At 60.2% G+C, this 24,899-nt stretch carries 19 protein-coding genes; 9 read left to right on the top strand and 10 right to left on the bottom strand.

From position 1 onward, the window contains the following. The gene (locus tag J3P77_RS07200; RefSeq protein ID WP_434680687.1) at positions 1–723 is read left to right on the top strand and encodes a methyltransferase domain-containing protein; all 723 of its coding nucleotides are present in this window, start codon (positions 1–3) and stop codon (positions 721–723) included. A 79-nt stretch (positions 724–802) separates the two neighbouring features. Beyond that, positions 803–4,327, top strand: coding sequence for a glycosyltransferase (locus tag J3P77_RS07195; RefSeq protein ID WP_434680685.1), 3,525 nt, complete (start codon positions 803–805; stop codon positions 4,325–4,327). Between the two features lie 66 nt (positions 4,328–4,393). On the opposite strand, the gene J3P77_RS07190 is transcribed toward J3P77_RS07195, so the two are convergent. From J3P77_RS07190 to J3P77_RS07160, 7 genes are all read right to left on the bottom strand, one after another. Further along, entirely contained in the window at positions 4,394–5,410 is a 1,017-nt protein-coding gene (locus J3P77_RS07190) for a ketoacyl-ACP synthase III (RefSeq protein ID WP_434680684.1), read from the bottom strand. 6 nt (positions 5,411–5,416) lie between these two features. Next, a complete protein-coding gene (locus tag J3P77_RS07185) occupies positions 5,417–6,058 on the bottom strand; it encodes an acetyltransferase (protein ID WP_434680682.1) in 642 nt (213 codons plus the stop codon). Beyond that, on the bottom strand, positions 6,055–6,819 hold the full coding sequence (locus J3P77_RS07180; protein WP_434680681.1) for an SDR family NAD(P)-dependent oxidoreductase: 765 nt from the start codon (positions 6,817–6,819) through the stop codon (positions 6,055–6,057). The genes J3P77_RS07185 and J3P77_RS07180 overlap by 4 nt, the downstream gene beginning before the upstream one ends. A gap of 74 nt (positions 6,820–6,893) precedes the next feature. Continuing rightward, on the bottom strand, positions 6,894–7,100 hold the full coding sequence (locus J3P77_RS07175) for an acyl carrier protein (protein WP_434680680.1): 207 nt from the start codon (positions 7,098–7,100) through the stop codon (positions 6,894–6,896). Positions 7,101–7,344: 244 nt separating this feature from the next. Then, positions 7,345–8,037, bottom strand: coding sequence for a sensor histidine kinase (locus J3P77_RS07170; protein ID WP_434680679.1), 693 nt, complete (start codon positions 8,035–8,037; stop codon positions 7,345–7,347). Then, positions 8,034–9,635 carry a response regulator gene (locus J3P77_RS07165; RefSeq protein ID WP_434680678.1) on the bottom strand — a complete coding sequence of 534 codons (1,602 nt, stop codon included), beginning with the start codon at positions 9,633–9,635 and terminating at the stop codon, positions 8,034–8,036. Before J3P77_RS07165 ends, J3P77_RS07170 begins: the two co-directional genes overlap by 4 nt. A 377-nt stretch (positions 9,636–10,012) precedes the next feature. After that, positions 10,013–10,687: a TIGR04211 family SH3 domain-containing protein gene (locus J3P77_RS07160; protein WP_434680677.1), complete on the bottom strand. Its 675-nt coding sequence runs from the start codon at positions 10,685–10,687 to the stop codon at positions 10,013–10,015. Between the two features lie 452 nt (positions 10,688–11,139). Here J3P77_RS07160 and ppnN point away from each other — a divergent pair, with 452 nt between their 5' ends. After that, complete coding sequence (gene ppnN, locus J3P77_RS07155) at positions 11,140–12,513, top strand: nucleotide 5'-monophosphate nucleosidase PpnN (protein ID WP_434680675.1); 1,374 nt, start codon at positions 11,140–11,142, stop codon at positions 12,511–12,513. Positions 12,514–12,558: 45 nt separating this feature from the next. Here the strand turns inward: ppnN and J3P77_RS07150 are convergent, their stop codons facing one another. Next, positions 12,559–13,428 carry a helix-turn-helix domain-containing protein gene (locus J3P77_RS07150; protein WP_434680673.1) on the bottom strand — a complete coding sequence of 290 codons (870 nt, stop codon included), beginning with the start codon at positions 13,426–13,428 and terminating at the stop codon, positions 12,559–12,561. Positions 13,429–13,581: 153 nt separating this feature from the next. On the opposite strand from J3P77_RS07150, the gene pobA reads away from it, so the two are divergent. From pobA to J3P77_RS07120, 6 genes are all read left to right on the top strand, one after another. Further along, the gene (gene pobA / locus J3P77_RS07145; protein ID WP_434680671.1) at positions 13,582–14,766 is read left to right on the top strand and encodes a 4-hydroxybenzoate 3-monooxygenase; all 1,185 of its coding nucleotides are present in this window, start codon (positions 13,582–13,584) and stop codon (positions 14,764–14,766) included. A gap of 170 nt (positions 14,767–14,936) precedes the next feature. After that, a complete protein-coding gene (locus tag J3P77_RS07140) occupies positions 14,937–16,259 on the top strand; it encodes an MFS transporter (protein ID WP_434680669.1) in 1,323 nt (440 codons plus the stop codon). A gap of 290 nt (positions 16,260–16,549) precedes the next feature. Next, positions 16,550–16,900, top strand: coding sequence for a DUF6152 family protein (locus J3P77_RS07135; RefSeq protein ID WP_434680667.1), 351 nt, complete (start codon positions 16,550–16,552; stop codon positions 16,898–16,900). Further along, complete coding sequence (locus J3P77_RS07130; protein ID WP_434680664.1) at positions 16,900–17,379, top strand: DUF6644 family protein; 480 nt, start codon at positions 16,900–16,902, stop codon at positions 17,377–17,379. The genes J3P77_RS07135 and J3P77_RS07130 overlap by 1 nt, the downstream gene beginning before the upstream one ends. 275 nt (positions 17,380–17,654) lie before the next feature. Continuing rightward, a complete protein-coding gene (locus J3P77_RS07125; RefSeq protein ID WP_434680662.1) occupies positions 17,655–21,056 on the top strand; it encodes a T6SS effector BTH_I2691 family protein in 3,402 nt (1,133 codons plus the stop codon). Positions 21,057–21,064: 8 nt separating this feature from the next. Next, the gene (locus J3P77_RS07120; protein WP_434680660.1) at positions 21,065–21,793 is read left to right on the top strand and encodes a permease; all 729 of its coding nucleotides are present in this window, start codon (positions 21,065–21,067) and stop codon (positions 21,791–21,793) included. A gap of 41 nt (positions 21,794–21,834) precedes the next feature. Here J3P77_RS07120 and J3P77_RS07115 read toward each other — a convergent pair whose 3' ends face one another. Beyond that, positions 21,835–24,069: an ATP-binding protein gene (locus tag J3P77_RS07115; protein WP_434680658.1), complete on the bottom strand. Its 2,235-nt coding sequence runs from the start codon at positions 24,067–24,069 to the stop codon at positions 21,835–21,837. Next, the gene (locus J3P77_RS07110) at positions 24,066–24,680 is read right to left on the bottom strand and encodes a biliverdin-producing heme oxygenase (RefSeq protein WP_434680656.1); all 615 of its coding nucleotides are present in this window, start codon (positions 24,678–24,680) and stop codon (positions 24,066–24,068) included. The genes J3P77_RS07115 and J3P77_RS07110 overlap by 4 nt, the downstream gene beginning before the upstream one ends. Positions 24,681–24,899 lie beyond the last annotated feature (219 nt).

Here is a 24,899-nt window from a genome sequence, read left to right as displayed (position 1 = left end):
ATGCGAACTTGCCCGGTCTGCTCTTCCCGCTTTTCCAACTTTTATCCACTGGCCCGCGGTCATCTGGAAATAGCCCATCGCCTGAATGTGTTCTATTCGGTCGACGACTTCGAGACCCTGAACGTCGGTCAGTACAGTTGCCCGGAGTGCGTGGCTTCGGACCGCGACCGGCTCTATGCGCTCTATGCGACCCGGCTGATGAACTGGCCGGAAGACAAGCCGCTGCGCATTCTGGATATCGCTCCGGCGGTTGTGCTGTCGCGGTTCCTGCGCGAATTGCCCAACGCTGTCTACCGCTCCGCCGACCTGTTTTCACCGCTGGCGGACGATGTGGTGGACATCATGGACATGAATATCTACGCCGACGAGTCTTTCGATTTCATCGTGTGTTCCCATGTACTTGAGCATGTAACCGACGACTCACGGGCCATCGCGGAGCTGTATCGCGTCCTGGCCAAAGGCGGTAGCGCGATCCTGATGGTGCCTGTTCTGCTGACCATCGACGAGACTGACGAGGACCCGGACGAAAAGAGCGAGGATGAGCGCTGGGCCCGCTTCGGCCAGGGCGATCATGTGCGCATGTACGCCAAGCATGATTTCGTCAAACGCCTTGAAGCAGGCGGCTTTGACGTCGACGCACTAGGCACCGGTGCGTTCGGTGCCGGCACGTTCAAGCGGCATGGCATCACCGAACAGTCGGTTCTGTACATAGGCCGCAAGTGATGAGCGACGCCGCTCTCCCGTTTGCAGTGGCATGCCGCAAAGGCAGGCCATTTTCTTCGCTTTTTTACAAGGTACTCTGATGAGCTCTTCACGCTTGGTCAGTATTGTCATCCCCGCCTACAAACCCGCCTTCTTCGAAGCAGCGCTGGCCAGTGCCTTGCGCCAGAATCACGACGCCGTTGAAATCGTCGTATGCGACGACTGCAAGGATGAGTCGATCAAGCACATCGTCGACAAGCTGGCCGTTGGCAGTCGCTGGCCGATCCGTTACCTGCGCAATCCCCAGGCGCTTGGCGAAGCGCTGAACATCGCTCGCGGGGTCCGCGAGGCCAAAGGTGAGTACATCAAGTTTCTGTACGACGACGACCTGATTGTGCCCGACTGCGTACGCTTGCTGTTCGACGTGCTGCACGACAGCCCCGACCTGAAACTGGTCTCGGCCGCTCGCAAGCTGGTCAACGATGAAGGCCAATGGCTGCAGGACAACCTGGCAACCCGCTATCCGTTTTCCGGCAATGTGGTGCTCAATGGCCCCGAGGTGGCTTCTTTCGTTGCCCAGCACCCGATCAACTTCATCGGCGAGCCAACCTCGGTCATGTGCCGCCGCGCTGACCTGCTGGCGTTCGGCGACGAAATCATGTCGCTCGGAGGCGTGGTGATCTGCGGACTGGGCGACATGGCGATGTACCTCAAGCTGCTGCGTCAAGGCGACCTGGCCATGCTCGCCAGGCCCCTGTCGTACTTTCGCGTGTCTGATCAACAGAGCAGCGAAGCTCTGCGCGCCAATCCGTCAGTGGCCCGCGAAGGCCACGCGAACTATTTCCGGTTTACCCGCGAGTTCCAGTGGCTGCGGCCAGCAGAGCTGAACGGCACGGTCCGGATTGCTCCGCTGACCAGACGCAACAATGTCCAGGTTTTTGATCTGCGCGCCTACTTTGATCGTCGAACCGCAGCGACCGTGCGCAACACCGAAGTGGCGACGTGGCTGGGCAAACGCACGCTGTCCCCGGCTCAACATGAACTGCTGCGTCAGCACTTGGAAAGCAACGACGGCGGCCCTGCGCTGGCCATCGTTCTAAGCGACTTTGACAACAATCCGGAAGCGGTGCTGACCACGCTGCAGAGCCTGGCATCAGTAGAAACGCTGCTGCACAAACTCAAGGTGTTCATCCTCGCCGACTACGACGCCGAAGCGCTGAGCCCCCTCCAATCCCAGTTGCCTTGGCTGGCGGCGACTGCACACGACCGCGCAGAGGTAATCAACGGGCTGATGCGGGACAACGAGCACTCCTGGTGGCTGCTGGTCGATGCCGGCACGACGTTCACCCGGAGCGGGCTGATCAGCGCGGTCATGAAACTGATCGAAGCACCGAATGCCTGCGCGGTGTTCGGCGACGAGGTCGAGCTGCATGCCCAGGATGGCGCGACGCTCTCTTGGCGCCCCGAGTTCAACATCGACTACTTGCTGTCCTGCCCTGCCGCGTCCAGCCGCCACTGGCTGTTCAATCGTCAGGCGGTGCTGGAGACTGGCGGTTTCGATCCTCGCCATGCCGACGCTCTTGAACTGGACCTGATCCTGCGAATGGTCGAAGACGACCACTTCACCGAATTTGCGCACTCGTCAGAGCCGTTGGCCGTCGCGGCTCTGCCCACGGCGCGCGACAATTTCGACGAGGCAAGTACCATACGCCGCCACCTTCAGGTCCGTGGCTACCCGGATAGCGAGCTGCAGTCGACCGCACCGGGTCAGTACCGTGTCGTCTACGGCCACGCCGCGCAGCCGCTGGTGTCGATTCTGCTGGCTGTGCAGGATCAGCTCGACACGGTGTTGCCGTGCGTCGAAAGCATCCTGGAAAACACCGGCTACCCGCAGTACGAAATCCTTATTTGCGACAACAACAGCCAGACGCCCGAGATGCTGCAGTGGCTGGCGGACGTCGAATCGATGCAGTCGGACAAGATTCGCGTAGTGCGTCACGATCAGACGCTCAGCTCGTCCGCGCTGTACAACCGGTCGGCGACGCAGGCGCGCGGCGAGTATCTGTTGATGCTGGCCAACGATAGCGCGATCCTGCACAGCGACTGGCTGGACGGTCTGCTCAACCATGCGCTGCGTCCGGAAGTCGGAGTCGTCGGCTGCAAGCTGGTTTCCCGGGCAACCGGAAACCAGCACGGCGGGCTGATCCTTGGCCTCGACGGCACGGCGACGGCTATTTCGTCCGAAGATGCGGGTACGCCGGGCGGCTATATGCAGCGCATGGTGACGGATCAGAATTTCAGTGCTGTCAGTGGCGCCTGCCTGATGGTGCGCCAATCTGTGTTTGCCGACTTGCAGGGGCTCGACGAACAGCTGTTCCACAGCCATTTGGCTGACGTCGATCTGTGCCTCAAAGCGCGTGAAAGCGGTCATCTTGTGGTCTGGACGCCGCATGTGACCGTGGCGCGTAACAGCGCCCATCCTGCGGGCGCGCCAGTCAACGATGAGTTCGCGAGTCGAGCCCTTTCGTACAAATGGCTGCATTTCATGGCCTGGGATCCGGCCTACAACAAGAATCTATCGTTGCAGACCGCCCGAGCTTTTGTCACGCAACCGGTCACCGAGTTGAGCTGGCGTCCGCTTGGCCATCGACCTTTGCCGGTCCTGCTGGTCCAGCCAGCCGATCGCTCGCCGGACGGTAATCGTCTGGCCAAAGCGGCGCAAGCCTTGGCGGATCACTCGATCGCCGACAGCGTGGTCTGCCACCAGCCGCTGTTTCTGCCCGAGTTCGCGCGGCTGAGCCCGGATACCGCAGTGTTTCAGAAGCCGCTGAGCGAAAGCGAAGTCAGAGCCATTGCCTCTATCAAAGACCACACCACGGCGTTCGTGGTTTACGACCTTCACCAATACCCGGCATTCGCAGACGTCGATAAGACCGCCGCGCCTTTCGAAGCGATCCAGGCGTCGTTGCGCTCGGGTCTGCAGCGGGTGGACCGGGTCACCGTTCCCACCGAAGCACTGGCCGAACTGCTGCACGACGCTCATCCGGATGTGCGCGTCATCGAGACACGCCTCGCTCCGGAAACCTGGCTCAGCCTGCAAAGCCGTCGCGGTGTCGGCTCCAGGCCGCGGGTTGGCTGGGTGGGCAACGCAGGGGACATAGCTGACCTGCTCCTGATCGCCAACGTCATCAAGGCGCTTGCCGACAAGGTCGAATGGGTCATCATGGGCCCCTGCCCGCGCTGGCTGCGCCCGTACATCCATGAACTGCATGCGCCGGTCGAAGATTCGCTGTTCCCCGGCCTGCTCGCGGGTCTGGATCTGGACCTGGCGCTGGTTCCGGCCGTGCCGCATCTGATCAACCGCAGCAAGAGCCCGACTGCACTGTTGCATCACGCAGCGTGCGGCTTCCCCGTGATCTGCAGTGAATTCCTGAATGACTGCGACCTGCCCGTTACCCGCGTCAGCGATGACAAGGCAAGCTGGATCGACGCTATCGAAGCGCACATCACCGACCTGGAGGCCTGCGCGCGCAAGGGCGACGAATCCAGGCTGAAAGTGGCGCAGCGCTGGATGCTCGACACCGAGCACCTGCAAGTCTGGCGTGACGCGTGGCAGATTGGCTAAGCAATAAAAAAGGGCTCCTGCGGGAGCCCTTTTTCATGACGCTGTGTTTCGTAACCTTGCCTGGCATTACCAACGTATCAGACAGGCGCCCCAGGAGTAACCGACCCCGAAGCCTACGGCGGCGATTGTGGTGCCTTCGCTGATCGCGCCTTTGTCCATCGACTCTTTCAGCGCGATAGGAATGGTGCACGATACCGTGTTGCCGCAATGCTGGAACTCGCTGACGAATTTCTCCACCGGCAGTTTCAGGCGCCGACGCAATGCGTCGAGCATGAACTGGTTGGCTTGGTGAAACACAAACAGGTCGATATCGGCCTGGCTGAGTTCCTCGTCGAACAATGACGCGAACAGCTGCGGGACGCGCGTCATGGAAAACTCGAAGATCGCCGGACCGTTCATGTACAGGTTGGCATCGGTTCGTACATTGCCACTGTCGTCGCGGTATTCGGCAGGTTGCGCAGAGTGCGCGGCCGGTCGGCGCGCCCCGCCAATCGGCACGATCAGATTCTCAGCGCCCGCGCCGTCGCTGCCGTAACGGAAACGATCGAGGAACGGGCCGCCATCCGCTGCGCTGAGCAGCGTCACGGCTGCCGCATCACCAAACAGCGTACGCACGCTCTTGTCCTGCGGATTGATGTAGCGACTGTAGGTTTCAGCCGTCACCAATAGTACGTTGCGGCACTGCCCGGATTCGATCAGCCCTTTGGCGATACCCAGCCCGTAGATGAAGCCGGAGCAACCCTGATTGAAATCGAAAGCGGCGCAGTGGGTTGGCAACTGCAAGCGGTGCTGCAGAATGCAGGCGGTGGCCGGCAACATGTAATCAGGGCTCTGGGTGCAATAGATCAGCGCATCGATGTCGCTGCGCTGCACATTGCCCTTGAGTAACAGCTTTTCGCAGGCCCGAAAGGCAAGGTCCGAGGCTGTTTCAGACTCGTCGACGATACGTCGCTCACCGATCCCGGTCTTGGCGAAAATCTTGTCGACATCCCATTCGGGAAACTCCCTGGCAAGCGTTTCGTTATCCAGCGAGCGAGCCGGCAGTTCGTATTCGATATCCAGAATCCGGGCGTGAGCTGTCATTGATATTTACCCCGATATACGTTTGGCAGGTACGCCGAAGACGGTCGTACCGGCAGCGACATTGCGTACAGCGACACTGGCTGAACCAATCACCGATTGCTTTCCGGCTCGCACTTTTGGAATCAGGCTGGCATGAGTGCCCATGAAGACTTCTTCTTCCAGCACGCAGGCACCGGTGATGACGCAATGCGCGCTGAGCGTGCAGAAGTCGCCAAGCGTCGCATCGTGGCCTACCACGCAGCCGATATTGATATTCACGAACGCGCCGATCTCGATGTCCGCGGACAGCACGCATGTCGGGCAGATCACCGAGCCACGCCCGATCGACACGTTCTCCCCGATCACCGCCGTCGGGTGAATCAGGGTGAAAAACTCGGCGCCTCTGGCGAGCAGTTTTTCCACCACCAAGCGACGGTCGGACGGTTTGCCAATGGCGCACACCAGGTACTCGTCGGGCTGTGGTCGGTAGTCATCGACCGAAGACACGACGTCGGGATAATGACCGAACCGGGCGACCGAACCGGGACCGTCGTTGATGAACCCGCCGATGCGCCAGCCCTCGTTCTGCTCGATCCAGTCGACCAGCCATGCATGGACTTCACGCCCGAAACCGCCTGCCCCGACAATGAGCAACGTCTTGATATTCACTGCGCCAGATACCCCCCATCGACAACCAACGACGTACCGGTGACCCAACGGGCCGCCGGTGACAACAGATAATTCACCGCGTAAGCCACGTCCAGCGCTTCGCCGATGCCCAACACGTGCTTTTGCGCATGCTCATGCATGGCGTTTTCGCCAACGCCCGAATCCGGATCCTCAGTCATTTCACTGTGAACCACACCGGGTGCAACCGTGTTGACCCGAATGCCTTCACGGGCCAGCTCCAGTGCCGCCGCCCTGGCCATCGCGTCTACTGCGCCTTTGCTGGCGCAATAGGCCATCAGCGCCGGTTCGGCAACACGGCCCATCACCGACGACACCAGCACGATGCTCGCGCCGGGATTGAAAACGTTCTTCTGCCTGAATCCCTTGATCAGTGAAAAACCCGAGGTCACGTTGGTCGTCATGAGCCTTTCCCACTGAGCGAGGCTCACGGCGCGGATGGGCGCAGGCGTCAGAACGCCCGCTGCATGGACCAGACCGTCGAACGGAACCGCGCTGGCTTTGACCAGACCTTTCATCCAGGCGGGGACGTCCTCGTCACTCAGAAAATCAAAAACGGCAATGCTGTGGCCATCGCCGTGCAGCTGGGTGAAGGTCTGCTGCAAGCGCTCTTCATTGCGCGCCACCAGCGTAATGCGCGCCCCTTGCCTGCTGAGCCAGATCGCGACCTGACGACCGATGCCTGAAGAAGCGCCGGTCACCATGATCGACTTGCCGTTCAGCGCGAAGGGATTAATGTCCACTCGTTGGGTTCTCTCATCAACAGAATCAGCACTAACAGAAACCGGCACCTATGCAAACGGCCGGCGAATCGTGATCAGTTGGCGACCAGATCAATCACGTCATCGACGGTCTGACAGTTGCTCAAACGATTGGCAGAAATGCTTTTGCCAAAGTGCTCGTCGACCAGCGACATGAAGCTCACCACTGCGATGGAGTCCCAGTCCAGGTTCTGGCCCTTGTTCAGGCTACCCTCGTCGGCTTCCATGGCTTCTTCTATCAGTCTCAGTACCTTGTCTTCCATCGCTGCTGCTCTCACTGCCGGATATTGGATAGGCGCGTACGGTTGCAGACACGCGCATACCGGGAGATAGCAATAATCGAACCAAGCCGCCCATGCCTGCGGACAACCCCGTCATACCGGGCCTCGGGCCGGAATGGCTGAAGCGGATATGTGGGTCAGACAAAAAAACGGCGCGCTGCACAGCCACCATTCAGTGGAGATGCAGCGCGCCGTGTCAAAAAACAATCGCTGGAAACGGAGCGCCTCACGGCAGATAAATACTGAACAGCCCCCCGCCCAATGCGCCACCGTTGGCGATCTCAATTCGGCCCTGCACGCCGTTGCGTACGTGCAGCCGGGCGATGTGCGCAGCGAAGTACAGGCCCAGACCGGTGCTGCCGCTGCCCTGGTTGATGCCCTGAACGTAAGCGGTCTGGCGCTCGATCATGTGCGCCGGGTAACCGGGGCCGTCGTCGTTGATCGAGATCTTCAGCTGGCCTTCTGCATCGCCCAGCGTGACAAGGATTTTCTGCCGGGCGAAGCGGATGGCGTTGACGATGATATTGCCCACCACCGAGCCGATCAGCTCACGGTCGAAAAAGCCCAGCGGGCTCAGATCGTCGACTTCGTAGCTGGCGGCAATGCCGCGGCTGCCGAGCACTTCCTGATGGTGAGCCAGCTGGCCTTCGATGAAGTCGTCGAGCTCGTGATAGTCGGGGCGCAGCGGCAACTGGTTGACGCCCAGCTTGTACAGGCCCAGCAGTTGCACCAGCATGCCGTTGAGGCTGGCGAACTCGTAGTCGATCACGCCGTGTTCGGGCGTGTCGCGCTGCTCGGCGGACAGCCTCGACAACCACTGGGTATGCGCCTGGGTGAGGGTCGCCAGCGAGTTCTTCATGTCATGCACGGTGGAGGCGATCACCATGGAGAAGTCCAGTCCCTGCTCGGTATCACTCATGCGCCAAACGCCTTTTCCTTGAGTTTGCGGTAACGCTCGAATCGCGGGTCGCTGTCGGGAATCTTGCCCACCGACTTGAGGCTGGCGCGGCATTCTTCCAGACCCGCTTCACCCAGATTCTGTCCAGGGTGCAGCAGCGACTGCGCCATGTTCAGCGCAATACTGATGTTCTTGGGCTGCAACGCCAATGCGCGACGGAAGAAATCCTGCGCTTCAGTCAGTTTGCCGGCCTTGTAGCTGCGCACGCCCTGCAGGTTGAAGTCGATGGCGGCCTTGTTGGCGCCGAGAATGGCCGGATCGTCGGTCATGCTGGCAACGCTTTTCATGACCGACGGATCATCGCCGTAGATTTCGGCGCAGTTTTTCAACACGCCAGCGCCAGCGTCTTCCTGACCGAGCTGCTTGAGCTGGGCCGCGACCACCAGTGCAGCCTCGGCACCGAGAAACTTGTCCATGGTCTCCATGCGCGCGACGGCCTGTTCGGTCAGTTTGGCGGCCGCTTCGGGATCGGAGTGTTGCAGGCTCGCCGCCTTCATCAGGCGCGTCCGGACCTGCAGGCCCTCGTCATTGGTGTGCTCCTTGGCAACGTCGCCCAGGGCGTTGTTGATTTCGACACGGGTCCGCGCATCCAGGCCTTGCTCGCCGCCCTTGCTAATCAGCGCGTGAGCCAGGCCCAGATTGGTTTCCGGGTCTTTGAATCGCGAGTGCTGACCTTGCGATACCGCTTGGCGGAATGCCTTGGAGGAGGCTTCGAAGTCCTCGTTGCCCAGCGCCAGCTTGCCCAGCAGCTTCTGGCGGCGAACCGCCAGCGGCGACAGACGCACGGCGCTTTCCAGCACGCTCTGCGCCCGCTTGGTTTCGCCGCGCGCCACCAGCACATCCGCCAGACCGTCGAACAGCGCCGGCATGGTTGGAAACGCCTTGATCGCCTGTTCGTAGACCGCCTGAGCTTCGGTGGTCTTGCCCCGCTTGAGCAGCAGGCTGCCCAACGCGCCGTACGCCCAGGGCGTGGCGCGGTCGGCAAGGATTTCCTTGAGGAAGGCTTCGAGCGGCTCGTTCTGATTCAAATCCCGCAACGCGTCAGCCTTGTAACGCAGGCACAGCGGCGCGAAGCGTGGGTCCTGCTGGATCAGCTTGTTGCAGGCTGCCAGCACTTCGGCGGGCTTGCGACGGTCCAGCGCCTGGAGGATCGGCTTGAGCAGGTTCTTGCGCTGCACCAGTTTTTCCAGCCGCTGCGCCAGTCCCGCGCGGTTGAACGGCTTGGTCAGATAACCATCCGGCTCCCACTCAAGGGCGCTCATGACCATCGCTTGGCTGTTCTCGGCGGTGACCATGATAAATACACTTTCGTAGCTCAGCAGCCGTTCAACCATCAGGTCTTCGAGCACTTGCTGGCCGTTCTTGCGGCCGTCACCCAGATTGAAGTCGTGCAGCACGAAGTCATAGCGCTTCTGCGAGCACATGCGCAGCGCCTGTTCACCGGTGTCGGCGGTATCCACTTCCTTGACGCCCAATTCGCGCAGCATCGACCTGACCGAGCTGCGGAAATCGGAAAAATCATCAACGATAAGAAAGCTTTTTTGGTTGTACGCCAGCATCCAGAGTCCTACAGGAGAGGGTGAAATATCGGGCAGCGGTGCCGGAAATCATTCAGGCCCGATGCCGCGGCCCGTTTTAAAGGGCGCGCATATTAACTAATGGCAACATGCTACTAAATAGCTTTGCACGGGATCGAGGCCGCGCGCGCGTTCACAAGTTGCCGGGAACACCAAGTTTTTCGACCGCAGTCAAAGAAACTATAGAGCGAAAGATCAATGGGGCGGGATGTCCGCTTAGTGCGCGGTGGACATTGTGTGACATGAATCGAATGCGCAGCCGCGCACTACCCGAGCGCGGCAATGCGTGGATACGTCAATGCGAGGAGCCGGAAACGCCTGGACGGCAGCTCCCGGACGCGAGCCCAGGAGCGCGCGCGTCACACCCAGCCGTCGTTCTTCTTGCGACGACTGGTCAGCGCCGGCAGGATCAGGCCCACCAGCAGCCCGGCCCCGGCAATGCTGCCGCCGTACACCATGTAACGCATCATGACCTGTTTGTTCTCATCGCCCAGCCGTGCCTGAGTAGTGCGCAGCTCGGCCTGAGTATTGGCGAGTTCGGCGTTGAGCGCCTTGGCCCGCGTTTCCAGTTCGTCGACCAGCGTCTTGCGGGCATCCAGCGTTTCCTGCATGCCCTGAACGCGCGTCTTCCAGGTGTTGTCGATGTTCGACAGTTGGGCGGTCAGGTCCGCCACCTGCTGGGTGAGCTGCGGGACGCGTTCGGCCTGGCCGGGCACGTCCTGCAGATCGCTGGTGGGAATCCATACGGTGCTGCCGTTTTCACCGCGCACCTGGCTGTAACTGCCCGACGAGGACAGCAGCTCGACCTTCTGTCCTGATTTCAGGGTGCCAACGATGCGGTGCCCGTCGGTCGGGCCGCTGCGGACATAAGTGGTGAGGCTGTCGCTGACCCAGCGATCAGCTTCCGCGGCCTGCGCCTGAACCGGTGCCAGGACGGCGAGCATGACGCTCAGAAGGCCGGCACCGAACGCGCGACGTGGCGCTACGAGAAGACCGGGAGCACGAGAAAGAAGTGCACAAAGATGAGAAGGCATGGCAATGATTGTCTTTATCTGGAATGAAAAAAGGCCCCGATGACCGGGCCGGCTAACGTCGGATCTGCGAATGATCTGCAGTTTTTTGCAACTCACGTCCGGGCAGAAGGTCTGCCATTGGAAAGCAGTGCAGCAATCCTGATGGAACGCCTCAAAGGCTGTCTTGTCGGTCCATCAGCTAACAGACCCTGTGATCGGGGTCAGGTTCACTATCGGCCCGCGTCAGCGTCAAAATTCAGCCGCGTGGCGCCCTGCCATCGGGCTTCCACTGCGCAAAGGATTGAGCCCTGCGACTATTCTAGACGCAGTAGCTCCAGACGCCGCGAGGCGCGACGTTTGCTTTCCCGTCCAAGTGCTGTAGAAAATACCAGCCAGGCGTGAACGTCCTCGATGCTCACCATCCGGATGCAGCCGACGCCCCGCGCCGCTGTATCGCTCTAATGGAAAATAGAATGATCCCAAGACAAGTGATTAACGCCTCGGTCAGCCCAAAAGGCAGCCTCGAAACCCTTTCGCAACGTGAAGTCCAGCAGCTCAGCGCCGCGGGTTCCGGCAGCGTCTACAGCCTTTTCCGCCAGTGCGCCCTGGCCATCCTCAATACCGGCGCCCATGTCGACAACGCCAAGACCATCCTCGAAGCCTACGAGAGCTTTGAAGTCCGCATTCACCAGCAGGACCGCGGCGTGCGGCTGGAGCTGCTTAACGCTCCAGCGGATGCCTTCGTCGATGGCGAGATGATCGCCAGCACCCGCGAGATGCTGTTCAGCGCCCTGCGCGACATCGTTTACACCGAGAGCGAGCTGGACAGCCAGCGCATCGATCTGAGCAATTCCCAGGGCATCACCGACTACGTGTTCCACCTGCTGCGCAATGCTCGCACGCTGCGCGCTGGCGTGGAGCCGAAGATGGTGGTGTGCTGGGGCGGTCACTCGATCAATACCGAAGAGTATAAATACACCAAGAAAGTCGGGCATGAACTGGGGCTGCGCAGCCTGGACATCTGCACCGGCTGCGGGCCAGGCGTGATGAAAGGCCCGATGAAAGGCGCAACCATCGCCCACGCCAAGCAGCGCATTAACGGCGGCCGATACCTGGGGCTAACCGAGCCTGGCATCATCGCGGCGGAAGCGCCCAATCCGATCGTCAACGAACTGGTGATCCTGCCGGACATCGAAAAGCGTCTGGAAGCCTTTGTGCGCGTTGGCCACGGCATCATCATTTTCCCGGGCGGCGCCGGCACGGCCGAAGAGTTCCTGTACCTGCTGGGCATCCTGATGCACCCGGACAACAAGGACGTGCCCTTCCCGGTGGTCCTGACCGGTCCGAAAAGCACCGAACCGTACCTGCAACAGCTGCACGCTTTCGTCGGCGCAACGCTGGGTGAGGCTGCACAGCAACATTACGAAATCATCATCGACAACCCTGCCGAAGTGGCGCGCTACATGACGCAGGGCCTGAAGGACGTAAAACAGTTCCGTCGCGAGCGTAACGACGCGTTCCACTTCAACTGGCTGCTGAAGATCGAAGAAGGCTTCCAGCATCCTTTCGATCCGACCCATGAAAACATGGCCAGGCTGCAACTCAGTCACGACGTGCCACCTCATGAGCTGGCCGCCAACCTGCGTCGCGCGTTTTCCGGCATCGTTGCCGGCAACGTGAAAGACAAGGGCATTCGCGTGATCGAGGAACACGGTCCGTACCAGATCCATGGCGACCCGGCGATCATGCGCCCGCTCGACAAACTGCTGCAGGCATTCGTCGAGCAGCATCGGATGAAACTGCCGGGCGGCGCGGCCTATGTACCGTGCTATCAGGTCGTGACCTGATCCACACAAGGGCGCTCGTACAGCGCCCTTTTTCTTGAGCAACGATCAGCGCTGACTGCGGAACTGACGCGGCGACTGCCCGGTGGCGCGCTTGAAGAAGCGTGAGAAATACCCCGGTTCGGAAAACCCCAGGCTATCGGACACCTGGTTGACGGTCATGGCGGTGTAGATCAGGTTGCGCTTGGCTTCCAGCAGCAAGCGCTGGTTGATGATCTGCAGCGCCGACTGGTCGCTCAATCGCCGACACAAGGCATTGAGGTGCGCCGCGCTGATACCCAGCTGTCGGGCATGCTGCTCGATGGACCAGTGCTGATCAAAGCTGGTCTCCAATTGATGCAGAAACGCTTGCAGATGCTCGCGGCCACGGTCCTGCTGCAAAGGATCGTCGCGAACGTGTTCGCTGCTTCGACGGCTGAGCCAGACCATCAACAGGTTGATCAGTGAATGCAGCATCAATTCCCTGCCCGGCCGCCGCTGGCGGTACTCGGTGGCAATGGCACCGAACAGCGTCTGCAAATAATCGCCATCGTCGCCCAGCCCATAGCACCGCGCATCGCTCAAGGGTGCGCTGTCGAGAGCCGTTTCCAGCCGTTCGACCAGAGGCCGGGCCAGGCTGAGAATATGGCCCTGGATATCCTCGGAAAACCGGAAGGTGTGAACGCTCAGCGCCGGCACCACCTGTAGCGTCGGCCGTTCCACCTGATGGATACGGTCCTCGACTTTCAACACGGCACGCCCAGACTGCACGTACAGCAATTGCACCAGGTCGCTGTGGCGGTGCGGCTTGATCTCCCAGTCATGACGGCTGCTGCGCTCGGGGATCGACTCGCAGTGAATCAGGTCAGGCGTCGGCCACGCCGCGGTTTCTCCGTAGAGCTTGAACACCGGTATGGCTGCGATGTGGGTTTTGGACATGGCTGTCGCCCGGCGCGGGCATCCTCGAAAAGTCCAGATAATGCACCGGATATTGCCTTCTTATCCTTCAGCCATCCATTAAAAATGCAGGAGACAAAAACAAAGACGTCCCGCCAGGCCACGGTCGGCAGGGACCATGACAGGACAACAACAATGAAAACCCAAGTCGCAATCATCGGCTCCGGCCCGTCCGGGCTGCTGCTCGGCCAACTGCTGCAACGTGCCGGCATCGCCAACATCATCATCGAACGCAAAGACCCCAATTACATCCTCTCGCGCATCCGTGCCGGCGTGCTGGAACAAGGCATGGTTGATCTGTTGCGAGAGGCTGGCGTCAGTGAGCGCATGGACGCAGAAGGCTTGGTGCATGACGGGTTCGAACTGGCGTTCGACGGCCGCTGCGAACGCATCGATCTCAAGTCCCTCAGTGGCGGCAAGACGGTAATGGTCTATGGCCAGACAGAAGTCACCCGCGATCTGATGCAGGCCCGTAGCGCTTCCGGTGCGCAAACCTTCTATAACGCCGAAGACGTCCAGCCCCACGACCTGAAAACCGACCGGCCGTACGTGACGTTCCGGCACAACGGTGAAACGCTGCGCGTGGAATGCGATTACATCGCCGGCTGCGACGGGTTTCATGGCGTATCGCGGCAGTCGATTCCAGACGAGTGCCTGAAGACCTTCGAGCGCGTGTACCCGTTCGGCTGGCTCGGCGTGCTTGCCGATACGCCACCGGTCAACGAAGAACTGGTCTACGCCAGCCATCCCCGTGGTTTTGCCCTGTGCAGCATGCGCTCGGCGGTGCGCACGCGCTATTACGTGCAGGTCAGCGCCGACGAGAAAGTCGAGGACTGGTCGGACCAACGCTTCTGGGATGAACTCAAAATGCGCTTGCCCGCCCATCTGGCAGAACGGCTGGTGACCGGGCCATCCATCGAAAAGAGCATCGCACCGCTGCGCAGCTTCGTGGTTGAGCCCATGCAGTACGGACGGCTGTTCCTGCTCGGCGACGCGGCACACATCGTCCCGCCCACCGGTGCCAAGGGCCTGAATCTGGCGGCCAGCGACGTCAGCACGCTGTACCGGATTCTGCTCAAGGTCTATCGCGAAGGTCGCACCGACCTGCTGGAGCGCTACTCGCAGATCTGCCTGCGGCGGGTGTGGAAAGCGGAGCGCTTTTCCTGGTGGATGACATCGATCCTGCACACCTTTCCCGATACCGACGCGTTCAGCCGACGGATTCAGCAGACTGAACTGGACTACCATGTCGGTTCTGCCGCCGCACGCCAGACCATTGCAGAAAATTACGTCGGCCTGCCCTACGAAGCCATCGAGTGACCGCCAAGCGGCGGTACGCGGGGGTTGTGCGATTACGCTTTGTGCAATAACACAACGCCATGAGCGCTCAGCCGTGCAGACCCCCAAAGCGTTTTCAATATGGGGTCGATAGGATCGGCGGGCACCTGGCAAGTTGCATAAAAATAACAAGCTTCCGAGGAATCACCGCCATGTCCGACACTCCGATTCGCGAGGTGGGCGACGCTGAAGGCAATCACGTCTACCGTCGCATTACCCTGCGCCTGATCCCCTTCATTTTCATCTGTTACCTGTTCAATTATCTGGACCGGGTCAACGTCGGCTTCGCCAAGTTGCAGATGCTCGACGCCCTGAACTTCAGCGAGACAGTCTACGGTCTGGGTGCCGGGATCTTCTTCATCGGTTACGTGCTGTGCGGGCTGCCCAGCAATCTGGCGCTCAACCGTTTCGGGCCGCGGCGCTGGATCGGGTTGATGATGATTACCTGGGGGACGTTTTCCACCTGCCTGCTGTTCGTCACCACGCCGATCGAGTTCTACGTACTGCGCTTTCTGACCGGCATGGCCGAAGCCGGCTTCTTCCCTGGCATCGTGCTTTATCTGTCGCGCTGGTATCCCGATCAGCGTCGGGGACGCATCATGGCGCTGTTCATGTCGGCGATTCCGGTGTCCGGCCTTTTGGGCGGCCCGTTCTCTGGCTGGATTCTCAACCATTTCGCAGCCGGGCAAGGCGGCATGGCGGGCTGGCAGTGGATGTTCCTGATTCAGGGTCTGCCAACCGTGGCGCTCGGCGTGCTGGCATTCGTGCTGCTCTGCGACAAAGTCGAGGACGCACGCTGGCTGACGCCGCAGCAACGTCAGCGGGTCAAGGCCGACATCACCAATGACGAACTGAGTCGCCCGGTCCAGGGCAAGAGCTCGGTGGCCTCGGTGTTGACCATGCCCATCATCTGGGTGCTGGGCTTCATTTACTTTTGCATTCAGAGCGGCGTGTACGCGATCAACTTCTGGCTGCCGTCGATCATCAAGAACCTGGGCTTCAGCGACGCGCTGGTGATCGGCTGGATCAGCGCGGTTCCTTACCTGCTGGCAGGCGTTTTCATGCTGCTGGTGGGCCGTTCCGCCGACCTGCGCAACGAACGTCGCTGGCACCTGGTGGTGCCGATGCTGATGGGCGCGACAGGCCTGATCATTGCCGCCAACTTTGCCAGCGTGCCGCTGATTGCGATTTTCGGCCTGAGTATCGCGACCATGGGCGCGTTGACCGGCCTGCCGATGTTCTGGCCGCTGCCAACCGCCCTGCTGAGCGCCAGCGTCGCAGCGGGCGGGCTGGCGCTAATCAACTCCATCGGGCAGATGGCCGGTTTTCTCAGCCCTTACCTGGTGGGCTGGATCAAGGACCAGACCGGCTCCACGACCATGGCGCTGTACTCGCTGGCGGCACTGACCATCGTCGGCAGCCTGGTGGCGCTGCGCGTCAGCCGCCGGTCCCCGCCGCGCGTGGCCGCAGCCTGAGATTGAAGACTGTCCGTTCCCACCAAAGCGGCGCTATACGTGTGGGAGCCAGCTTGTTGTGGGCGGCAATCCGACGATCTGGCGCGTAGCGGCAGCAAACCAGGCAACACCGCGCCAACCTGACCTGTCCGGTGAACCAGACTGCTGCCGCTGCGCGCCAGATCGCAGGCAAGCCAACTCCTACGCCCTTCGGGCAGAAGCGCACGCAGATCGCCTGACCGGCACAACCGGGCGGCGGTCTCCCCGGCTACACTCAGGGTCCGATCCCCCACAACAGGAGATTCTGCGCCATGAAAGCCATGCTCCGCTGTATCGGTCTGTCGTCACTGCTGGTCGCGTCCGCTGCCTTCGCCCACCACGGCTGGAGCGAGTACGAGGCCGACGAGGTGCTCGAACTCAGCGGCACGATCGAACAAGTCAGTTACTCCAATCCCCACGGCCATGTGCGCCTCAAGACTGTCGACAAAACCTGGACCGTCGTCCTGGCGCCCCCGTCGCGCATGGAAAACCGCGGGCTCACCCGAGAAATGCTGACCGTGGGCACGCAGGCGCAGGTCACCGGGTATCCGAATCGCAACAAGCCCGATGAATTGCGCGCCGAACGCATCAGCATCGCTGGCAAGACTGTCGAGCTGCGCTGATGGCGGGCTGGCTGGACTGGCTTCACGATTCGTCTCTTGGCGAGGCGATGCGCAACGAAGTCTGGCTGTACCCGGTCATCGAAGTGGTACACATCGTGGGGTTCGCGGTACTGGTCGGTGCGGTGACGCTGTTCGACCTGCGGCTGTTCGGCTACGCCAGAAACCTGCCGGTGAGCGCCCTGGCCGATCATCTGCTGCGCTGGGCAGTCGCCGCGCTACTGCTGATAGTCCCGGCCGGGGTGATGATGTTCGCGGCGCAACCCAAGGATTTCGCCAACAACCCAGTGTTCATTCTCAAGCTTTGCCTGATTACGATAGCCGGTGCCAACGCCGCGCTGTTTCACTTGGGCGTGTATCGCTCGGTCGCAGGCTGGGACGTGAACGCAACAACGCCTGGAGTGGCAAAATTCCAGGCGGTGTTATCGATGCTGCTATGGATCGCCGTGATCCTGTGCGGACGATTGTTGGCCTACACCTGACCTGTCGGCCAGTGCGCAGAAAATTGCGCAGCGCCACGCGCAAAATCGCCTCTCACCTGGCCTGCATCCCTCTCCAATCAACGCCTCCCGATGCGCTGCGCAAGAACTTGCACAGGCACGCAGGATCTTGCGCAGTTTTTCGGGTTTTCAGCGCCCAAAACCAGCCGAATAATTTATTAAGTCATTGATTTAAAACTAATTGATCTAAATGGCATATTTTTTGTTAAAGGCTCTTCTCGGTAAAGCGGCAGCATCCGCCGCCAAGGAGGCCTGGCATGAGTCACAAGAACGGAACCACCCAGCAGCATCGCGCAACCTTATTCGACAGGACGCCAGCGACCGGCACCAGCCTGTGCCCGTTCAAAGGCGCCGACGTCGCTATCGTTCCGCTGCGCTATGCGCTGGATCGCTCCCGTCACGATACCGACTGCACAACGCTCAAGCCGTTGCCGGCCGCCGGCACATGGGCCTACCTTCCCGCTTTGAAAACCCGCGGCTATACGCTGCGGCAGCTGTATGACGGCTATGTGTATGTGTTCGACGAGACGGCGGGCACCTTTCATGAGTACGCCGTAGACGCCAGCGACGCGACGCTGGCACGCATAGTCTGGACCGAGGCGCATCTGGGCCAGGACATACGCAGCGGCGCGGACAATCCCAGGCCCTATCTGCTTTATCCACGCACCCATCGGCTACATCTTGGTTTCTCCCCCAGGCAATGGAGTTGGCGGGTGTGCGAACACATGCGCTCCAACGCTGACCGCCGTGCGCGGTGGATGAAGCCGCTGGACCTGCAGCGTTACTGCATCAGCATGGCCGAGCCCGGCACCCTGCCGCTGGGGAAGCTCGCTGAGGCGGTGGCCGACATCGATCCGCAACGGGTTGCACAGGACGATCGCTTCGCTGACTCATCGTCCCCGACGCAAGCACCAGCATCAGACCCGCAGCAGCCAGGCGAGCATGGCGAAGCGCGCTGTTCGCCTGTGGGCGCCGACGTGTACTGGCTTGGCAGCGTCCCCGACAAGGACAGCGCGTTGCTCGTTGCGCTGGACGATCCGCTGGCCGTGTTCACCGACCTGGGCCTGCAACTGGCGACCGACCAGGCAGCACTGCGTGTCTGGCAGGAGCAACATCAACACAAAGCCAGTATGGCCAGCGCCGTCACCAACCTTTGTGCGAGCAGCGACGACCCTGACGGTCTGCCCGCTGCGGTCAAAAATGACGTGGTGCGAACCCAGCGTTACCTGAGCGATGTGGACGCTTACCTTGAAAGTCTGCTCATGGAAGAAAACGAATACATGGCCAGTTCGATACGAGGCGATGCGCTCGTAACGTCCGGCAGGCCACCAAGCCAGGGTCTGAAAGAGGCACTTCAGACCAAATACGGCAAGGTGCCGTCCACCGAAGATTACGCGTCGTGGAAAGCCCGAGCCAAATGGCAGCGCGAAGTGGATCTCGAAGGAGCACGAGCCTACATCGCTCAGCACAAGCCCACGGGCGATCAATTGTTGCGCGCTGTCCGCGACACCCAGGCCGATTTCATCCTGTGGGCGGAGCACGTCGGCGTTGAGCCGCGTGCACTGTTCATCGACACCGCCCATCCGGGCAGCCTGTTGTATCTGCAGAGCATCATGAGCGAGTTGCTGGTGATTTTCGCTCAGAGCGTGGAGGTCCACGACTGGCTGATCGCGCAGGAAGACACCGCCACCAGCCTGTTCGGCACGATGCGCTACGGCTTTTCCGCCGGGCTCAAGGATGCGCTGCACAAAGACGCCGACCAGTTGCTCAATGGCCTGAGCGACTACGCCAATCTCGCCACCCGGGTCGGCGAGCTTAACTCACTGCTCAACCACCCCGCCGTTGCCAGCTCGACCTGGATGAACCTGCTCAAGCAGTCAGTGCGCGAGACGTTCAGTGCGCTGAGCGAACTGGCCGCTGGTGAAGGCAAATCACTTGCCGAGACGATTCTCACCAGCTGGATGCCCATGGATAGCCGACGAGTCAGGGGCGCCCACCAGAATCTGACCGCGCTGCTTCGCACCATGATGATCGGCCAGGTACTGGCCAACTCGCCGCACCGCCTCGCCATCGATGCCGAAATCGGCAACCGGCTCAAAACCTGGAAGCTCGAAAAACGCGTGCTCGACAAAAAGCTCCTCGACCTGCAGCGCAACTGGCGATACCCGACCACCAGCGGACCCGATCGTAGAAACCTGTCGCGCCAGTTGCAGAAACTCAAGGACACCATTCAGCTCCACCATCTGCAGATCCCGCGCCTGCTGGATTTTCAGGATCGGCAGTACGCTCAGCTGATAGACAACGAGGCCAGACGTTTCCTCCAGTCAGGTCTGCCATTCGAGCACTGGCAGAACATGGCCAAAGACTGGCTCTTGCGGCAGCTTTCCAATGGGGTCGCGGGAATAACGTGGGGCGTCATCATGTTCAATTTCATCAGCACCGCTTTTCTCTACGCCGACCTGACCCGCGACGGGGACTTCAATGATCGGGACATCCTCAAGATCAGTTACGGACTTGCCTATACCGGCAACCTGCTGATGGGCGTCTACGTCGCCGCGCCCTGGGCCATTGTCCGGGCAGCACAGCCGGTGCTGATCGAAAGGAAGATGGTCAGCATCCTGCAGCGCTCTGCTTCGTATTGGGCTTCGCGCGGGAATCCGCAGTGGGCCAATGCGGTTCGCGGGTTTCGGGCGGGAATGGTGGCGATGGGGGCCTTCGGGGTGGCGGGAGCAGTGTTGGAGTTGATTGATCTTCTTCAGGATCATGAAAGCGCAAGGACGAAAATCGAAAAAAACCTGCTGAAAATCAAGATGACTACCGTACTGCTTATGGGGGCCGGCGGCTTAACCGCGTTGTTGGCAGGAGCTCTTCCAGCAGGCATTTTGCCTGCCGCAGCGTTAGGTCCACTGGCAGTTTTCTTACTACTTCTAATAGGATCAATTTATCTGTTGATCACTATGCTGCTCAACCATCTAAAACAAGACAGCGTAGGCCTCTGGCTGCGCAGGTGCTGTTGGTCATTCTCCAGCGAGAACCGCTACCCCGAAACGCCAGAGGGTATCGCTGAGGAACAGCGCCATTTTCAGGAACTGGTGCTTAGTCCTGCCGTGTTGGTCAAGCAGACTTTTCATTATGAAAACCAGTGGGCTGGCAAGGATGGAACCGTCCGGGTAAAAGTACAGGACGGCGCATGGATACAGATCCTGCTGTCGAACAGTCTGCGTGGACGGTCGATCGAGTTTAATGTCATCATTAGCGAACGCTCCTGGGACTCCCTGTCGGTGAAGAAGAGCGACAAACCGATCGTAAATGATTTTCTTGATAATGGCTGGTTCACTGCTGCCGCGTCCTTTGGCTCCGTTAACAACCAACGGCCTCCCGAAAAAAACAATGATTTATATTTTCCGCCGGTCCCACCCGAGGAAGAAGACGTTGTATGGCAAACCTGGGTGCCGCTGAGGAAAGAGGCTGACTTCATTGAGCTTCAAATCTGGTATCCCAGAGACATTGTAGTCCCTGCTGCGGAAGACACAGGTTACCTTTATCAGATCTCGCCAGATCACAAAGGCGAACAGTCTGTTGACGGCCTACTCCCTGTTCAACTAGAAGTTAAGAGCCTTACGCGAACAGGCGCCTCAAAAATCGAGACCCCGGAATGACAACCAGCATGAAGGAGCAGGAAGAGAAGACCTTAAAACAGGATAGATACCAACTTCCAAATAAAGATTGCGCTGCAAAACCGGCGAAAATCGAGATGCAGTGGTCGATAAAGTCCATAAGTGGATCACCCAGAGACGTATTCTGGTTACAGCTAATTACTATATCCGCGCATATCATTACGCTAACGTATGCATATTTCATACTTTGGAGCATTTTGATGGACGAGCCTGTCTTTTTAGTATCAATAACAGCGTTACTAAGCATCCAAGCCGCGCTTTACATTATGGCAATACGAACAAAAACGCTTTATCAATACAATATCCATTCAACTCATGGGGAGCTTGAATATCAATTGCAACCTCCCATGCATACGAGTGCTTTCTTCAAAGGCTTTGCGTTTGTGGGAATTTTTCTTTTGATATTAATGGCCCTCATGGCCGGCTCTCTGCTGTTTCTGACCGGCGTCGGCGCCATGGCCTTCATGGCTGCCATGAGACTTCTCACCTGGAAGAACCCGATCAAACGTGAGTGGAGCGGGCCCTGGGATGAATACAACTTCGTCACCGTTGACCGTAAACGGCGGGTCGTCGTGACGCACATTACCGACACGACCCTGGGTTTCGAAGCGCGCCTGCCGGATGATGCGTTGTTCGAGCAATATCTGGCTTTCCTGCGCAGCGTGTTGCCGCCCACTGCGCAGTTCACCGAAAAGAAGTGGGACATGTCGCTGATCTGAGTTAACGGCCGTGGACTTTGCGGGACCACGGCCTGTCTGGATCAGCCCGCCACTGGAACGGTGAAGCGGAACTCGCTGCCCTTGCCCACCTGGCTCTCCGCTGCCAACACGCCGCCGTGGGCCTTGATGATGCCTTGGGAAATGTACAGGCCCAGACCGGTACCGGTAGGGTTGCCTTCCTTGACGGTCCAGTAGCGCTCGAAGATGTGCGGCAACTGTTCCGGCGGGATGCCTTCGCCGGAGTCGCGCACAGTGAACACGACCTCCTCGCCACGCGACATGGCTGCCACACCGATAGTGCCTTGTTTGGGCGTGAACTTGATGGCGTTGCCGATCAGGTTGGACAACACCTGAAACAGGCGCTCCGGATCGGCATTGACCTTGAGGTCCGGCTCGGCGTTGAAGGAAATCTTGATGGACTTGTCCATTGCCAGCGGCAGCAGAAGGGAGTAGGCCTCTTCGAAAATCTGGCTGACGTCCAGCGGCTGCGGCGTGATGGTGTACCGGCCAGCCTCGATCTTCGAGGTATCGAGCAGATCTTCGAGCAGCACGTTCATGCGGCTGGCGGCCTGCTGCATGGTGTCGATGGCCGTCGCGATGCGGCGTGAAGTGTGAGGGCCATCCGAGCTGAATGACTTCTGCATCATGCCGCACAGCATCGAGATCACCGTCATCGGGTTACGCAGATCGTGGGAGACGACCGCAACCAGATCATCGCGGGCACGCACTGCCTGCTGTTCGCGACGAACCTGGCGCGCGAGGTCATTTTCCAGGGCCGAACGACGCAGATCGTTGGCGGCGAAGATGTCGCCATGGCTCCACTTGGCGGCGATGCCGGCCATTTCGACTTTCCAGATTTCAAATGAAGTCCGTGGCCGCAGGCGCATGCCCGCATCGGATTCGTCGATATCCAGTGGCTTGTTCGGGTCACCGCTCCACTGAACGGTTTCCTTGACCTCGGGGCGGAACCACAGCACGCCGTTGTCCACCGGCTTGGGCAGACTCAGGGCCAGCACGCCGCTGGCCACCTGTTGGTACGCCTGCGCCGGCGGAAAAATGCTGGAGAGATGATGGCTGGAGAACACCTGATCACCGCGCTCGGTCAACCAGCGGTGCAGCTCACGGACTTCACTGGGCTGCGGGCATTTGCCGAAACGGTGCAAGGTCTGACCTTCAATGATCGCCACGCCGTGCGCGCCGGTCAGGTCCATCAACAGTTGCGGCTGGGCAGCCAGGCCATCGAAGACGTTGGCTTCGGCCTGGACCATCGCCTGGTTGAGTTGCGCCAGAGCCTGGACCTTGGCCTCGCGCTGGCGGCTGACTTCGAGAGCCTCCATGGCGCTGATCTGCAGCGACAGCACCTGGCCCAATGCCTGGCAGGCGCTTCGCAATTCGTGGGAAACATACAGCGGCGTGCGATGCCCGCAGCTGATAAGGCCCCAGAGTTTGTCGCCCTGCAGCAGCGAAACGCTCATCGAAGACAGCACACCCATGTTTTTCATGTACTGGCAATGAATCGGCGAGACGCTGCGCAGCGTCGAGAAACTGAGGTCCAGCGGCTGGCCATTATCGGGACGCAGCTGGGGCACCAGCGGCACCGGGGTATAGGCTGCATCGGGGATGATCCGCAACCAGTTGCGGCGATACAGTTCGCGGGCCTGCTCGGGAATGTCCGAGGCCGGGAAGAACAAGCCGTTGAACAGTTCCATGGCCGGCGCGGATGCTTCGGCAATGACCTGACCGTGCCCTTCTTCTTCGAAGCGATAGATCAGGACCCGGTCATAACCGGTCATTTTCTGAATCTCACGCACGCTGATTTCGTACAGTGACTGCAGGTCCGTAGCGCCCTGCAGCTGACGCAGCATCCGCCCCATGTTCGTCGGGCTGCGCTGGTCGCGGGCCATGGCGTGCGGGTCCTGGATTTCCAGTTCCAGCACCAGAACCCCTTGATGTCGGTGCACCATGACTTCGAATTCGACGCCTTCAAGGGTCAGGAGCAGTTGCTGCGCATCGGTCAGCGACTCGCTGGTGCTCACTGCGCGAATGGCCTGCACCCGCTCTTCGCCCAGCACACGATGCAGCGGCTGGCCAACGACCTGCTCCGGCGACAGCCCCAGCAGAGTCTGGACGTTGGCACTGACCTGAAGCACTGCCCAGTCCGGTTCGGACAGGGTGAACAGCAACCCGTGAGGCTGGATCGCGCCGGGAAACTGGATAGGCTCGTCGGCGCAGTTGTCCAGCAGGACCTCGAAAGCGTCCTTGTCGAGTTGGCTCATAACAGTACCTCTTGACCGTCGAGCCAGTGCTCGAATGTGGCGAATGTGGAATGGGCTGCGTCAGCCGCGGCCTGGACGAGCCCCGGGTCCCGGGACGCGCCGTTCAGATGATTGAGGAAAGCTTTCCAGCGCGGGCCGGTGGCAGCGCCGTATACGTCAAGAAACGCAGCGCCGCTGTGTTCATCCAGACCGAGCCGCGCGTGAACTTCACGACGCAGCAACTGACCGCCCAAGGTCGCGCCTTCCAGCACGTACATCACGCCGAGGCAGGTGCCGGGCGAGTCGATCGCGGGCAGATCAGGGCAGAGAGGAAGTCGGGCGATGTCCGTATCGGTCAGGCCAAGCACATGCAGATCCCTGACAAGCGCAGGGATCTTGACCCGTTCATGCGGCACGAGTTCGTCGGGCACTTGTGCGCTGGCGGCAAGGGCGTCTTCCAAGGGCTGGTAAAAACCGTAATACGCCTGAAGCAGGCGACGGTAGAGCGCTGCATCCAGCCGCGCAGAGAAGAACGGCAGACGCTTTTCGAGCCGGGCATGCAGGTCGCGCGTTGCGTCTCGCAACGCTTCGAGCATATGGGGCGGTGCATCAAGGGGGAACGTTGCCGGCATCCAGTAAGGCTCTCAGGGAAAAGTCTTCAGAAAGCGCGTCCAAGCGAACAATGGCGAAACCACAATACAGTTGGAAAGCGAAAACCTGCGGACTGTTCCAAAGCGCCCGATCATACAGAAAGTTGCCTGCTTGAAAACCCATGGCAAGCAAACTTTACGCTCGCTGTCGGCTAATTTCGCATCAGCCCCATGAACGTCGGGTAAAAGAAGGCCTGGCGG

This window comes from Pseudomonas sp. R1-18, assembly GCF_051132095.1.
GTDB lineage: Bacteria > Pseudomonadota > Gammaproteobacteria > Pseudomonadales > Pseudomonadaceae > Aquipseudomonas.
This window is presented reverse-complemented; position numbering and strand designations above follow the sequence as displayed.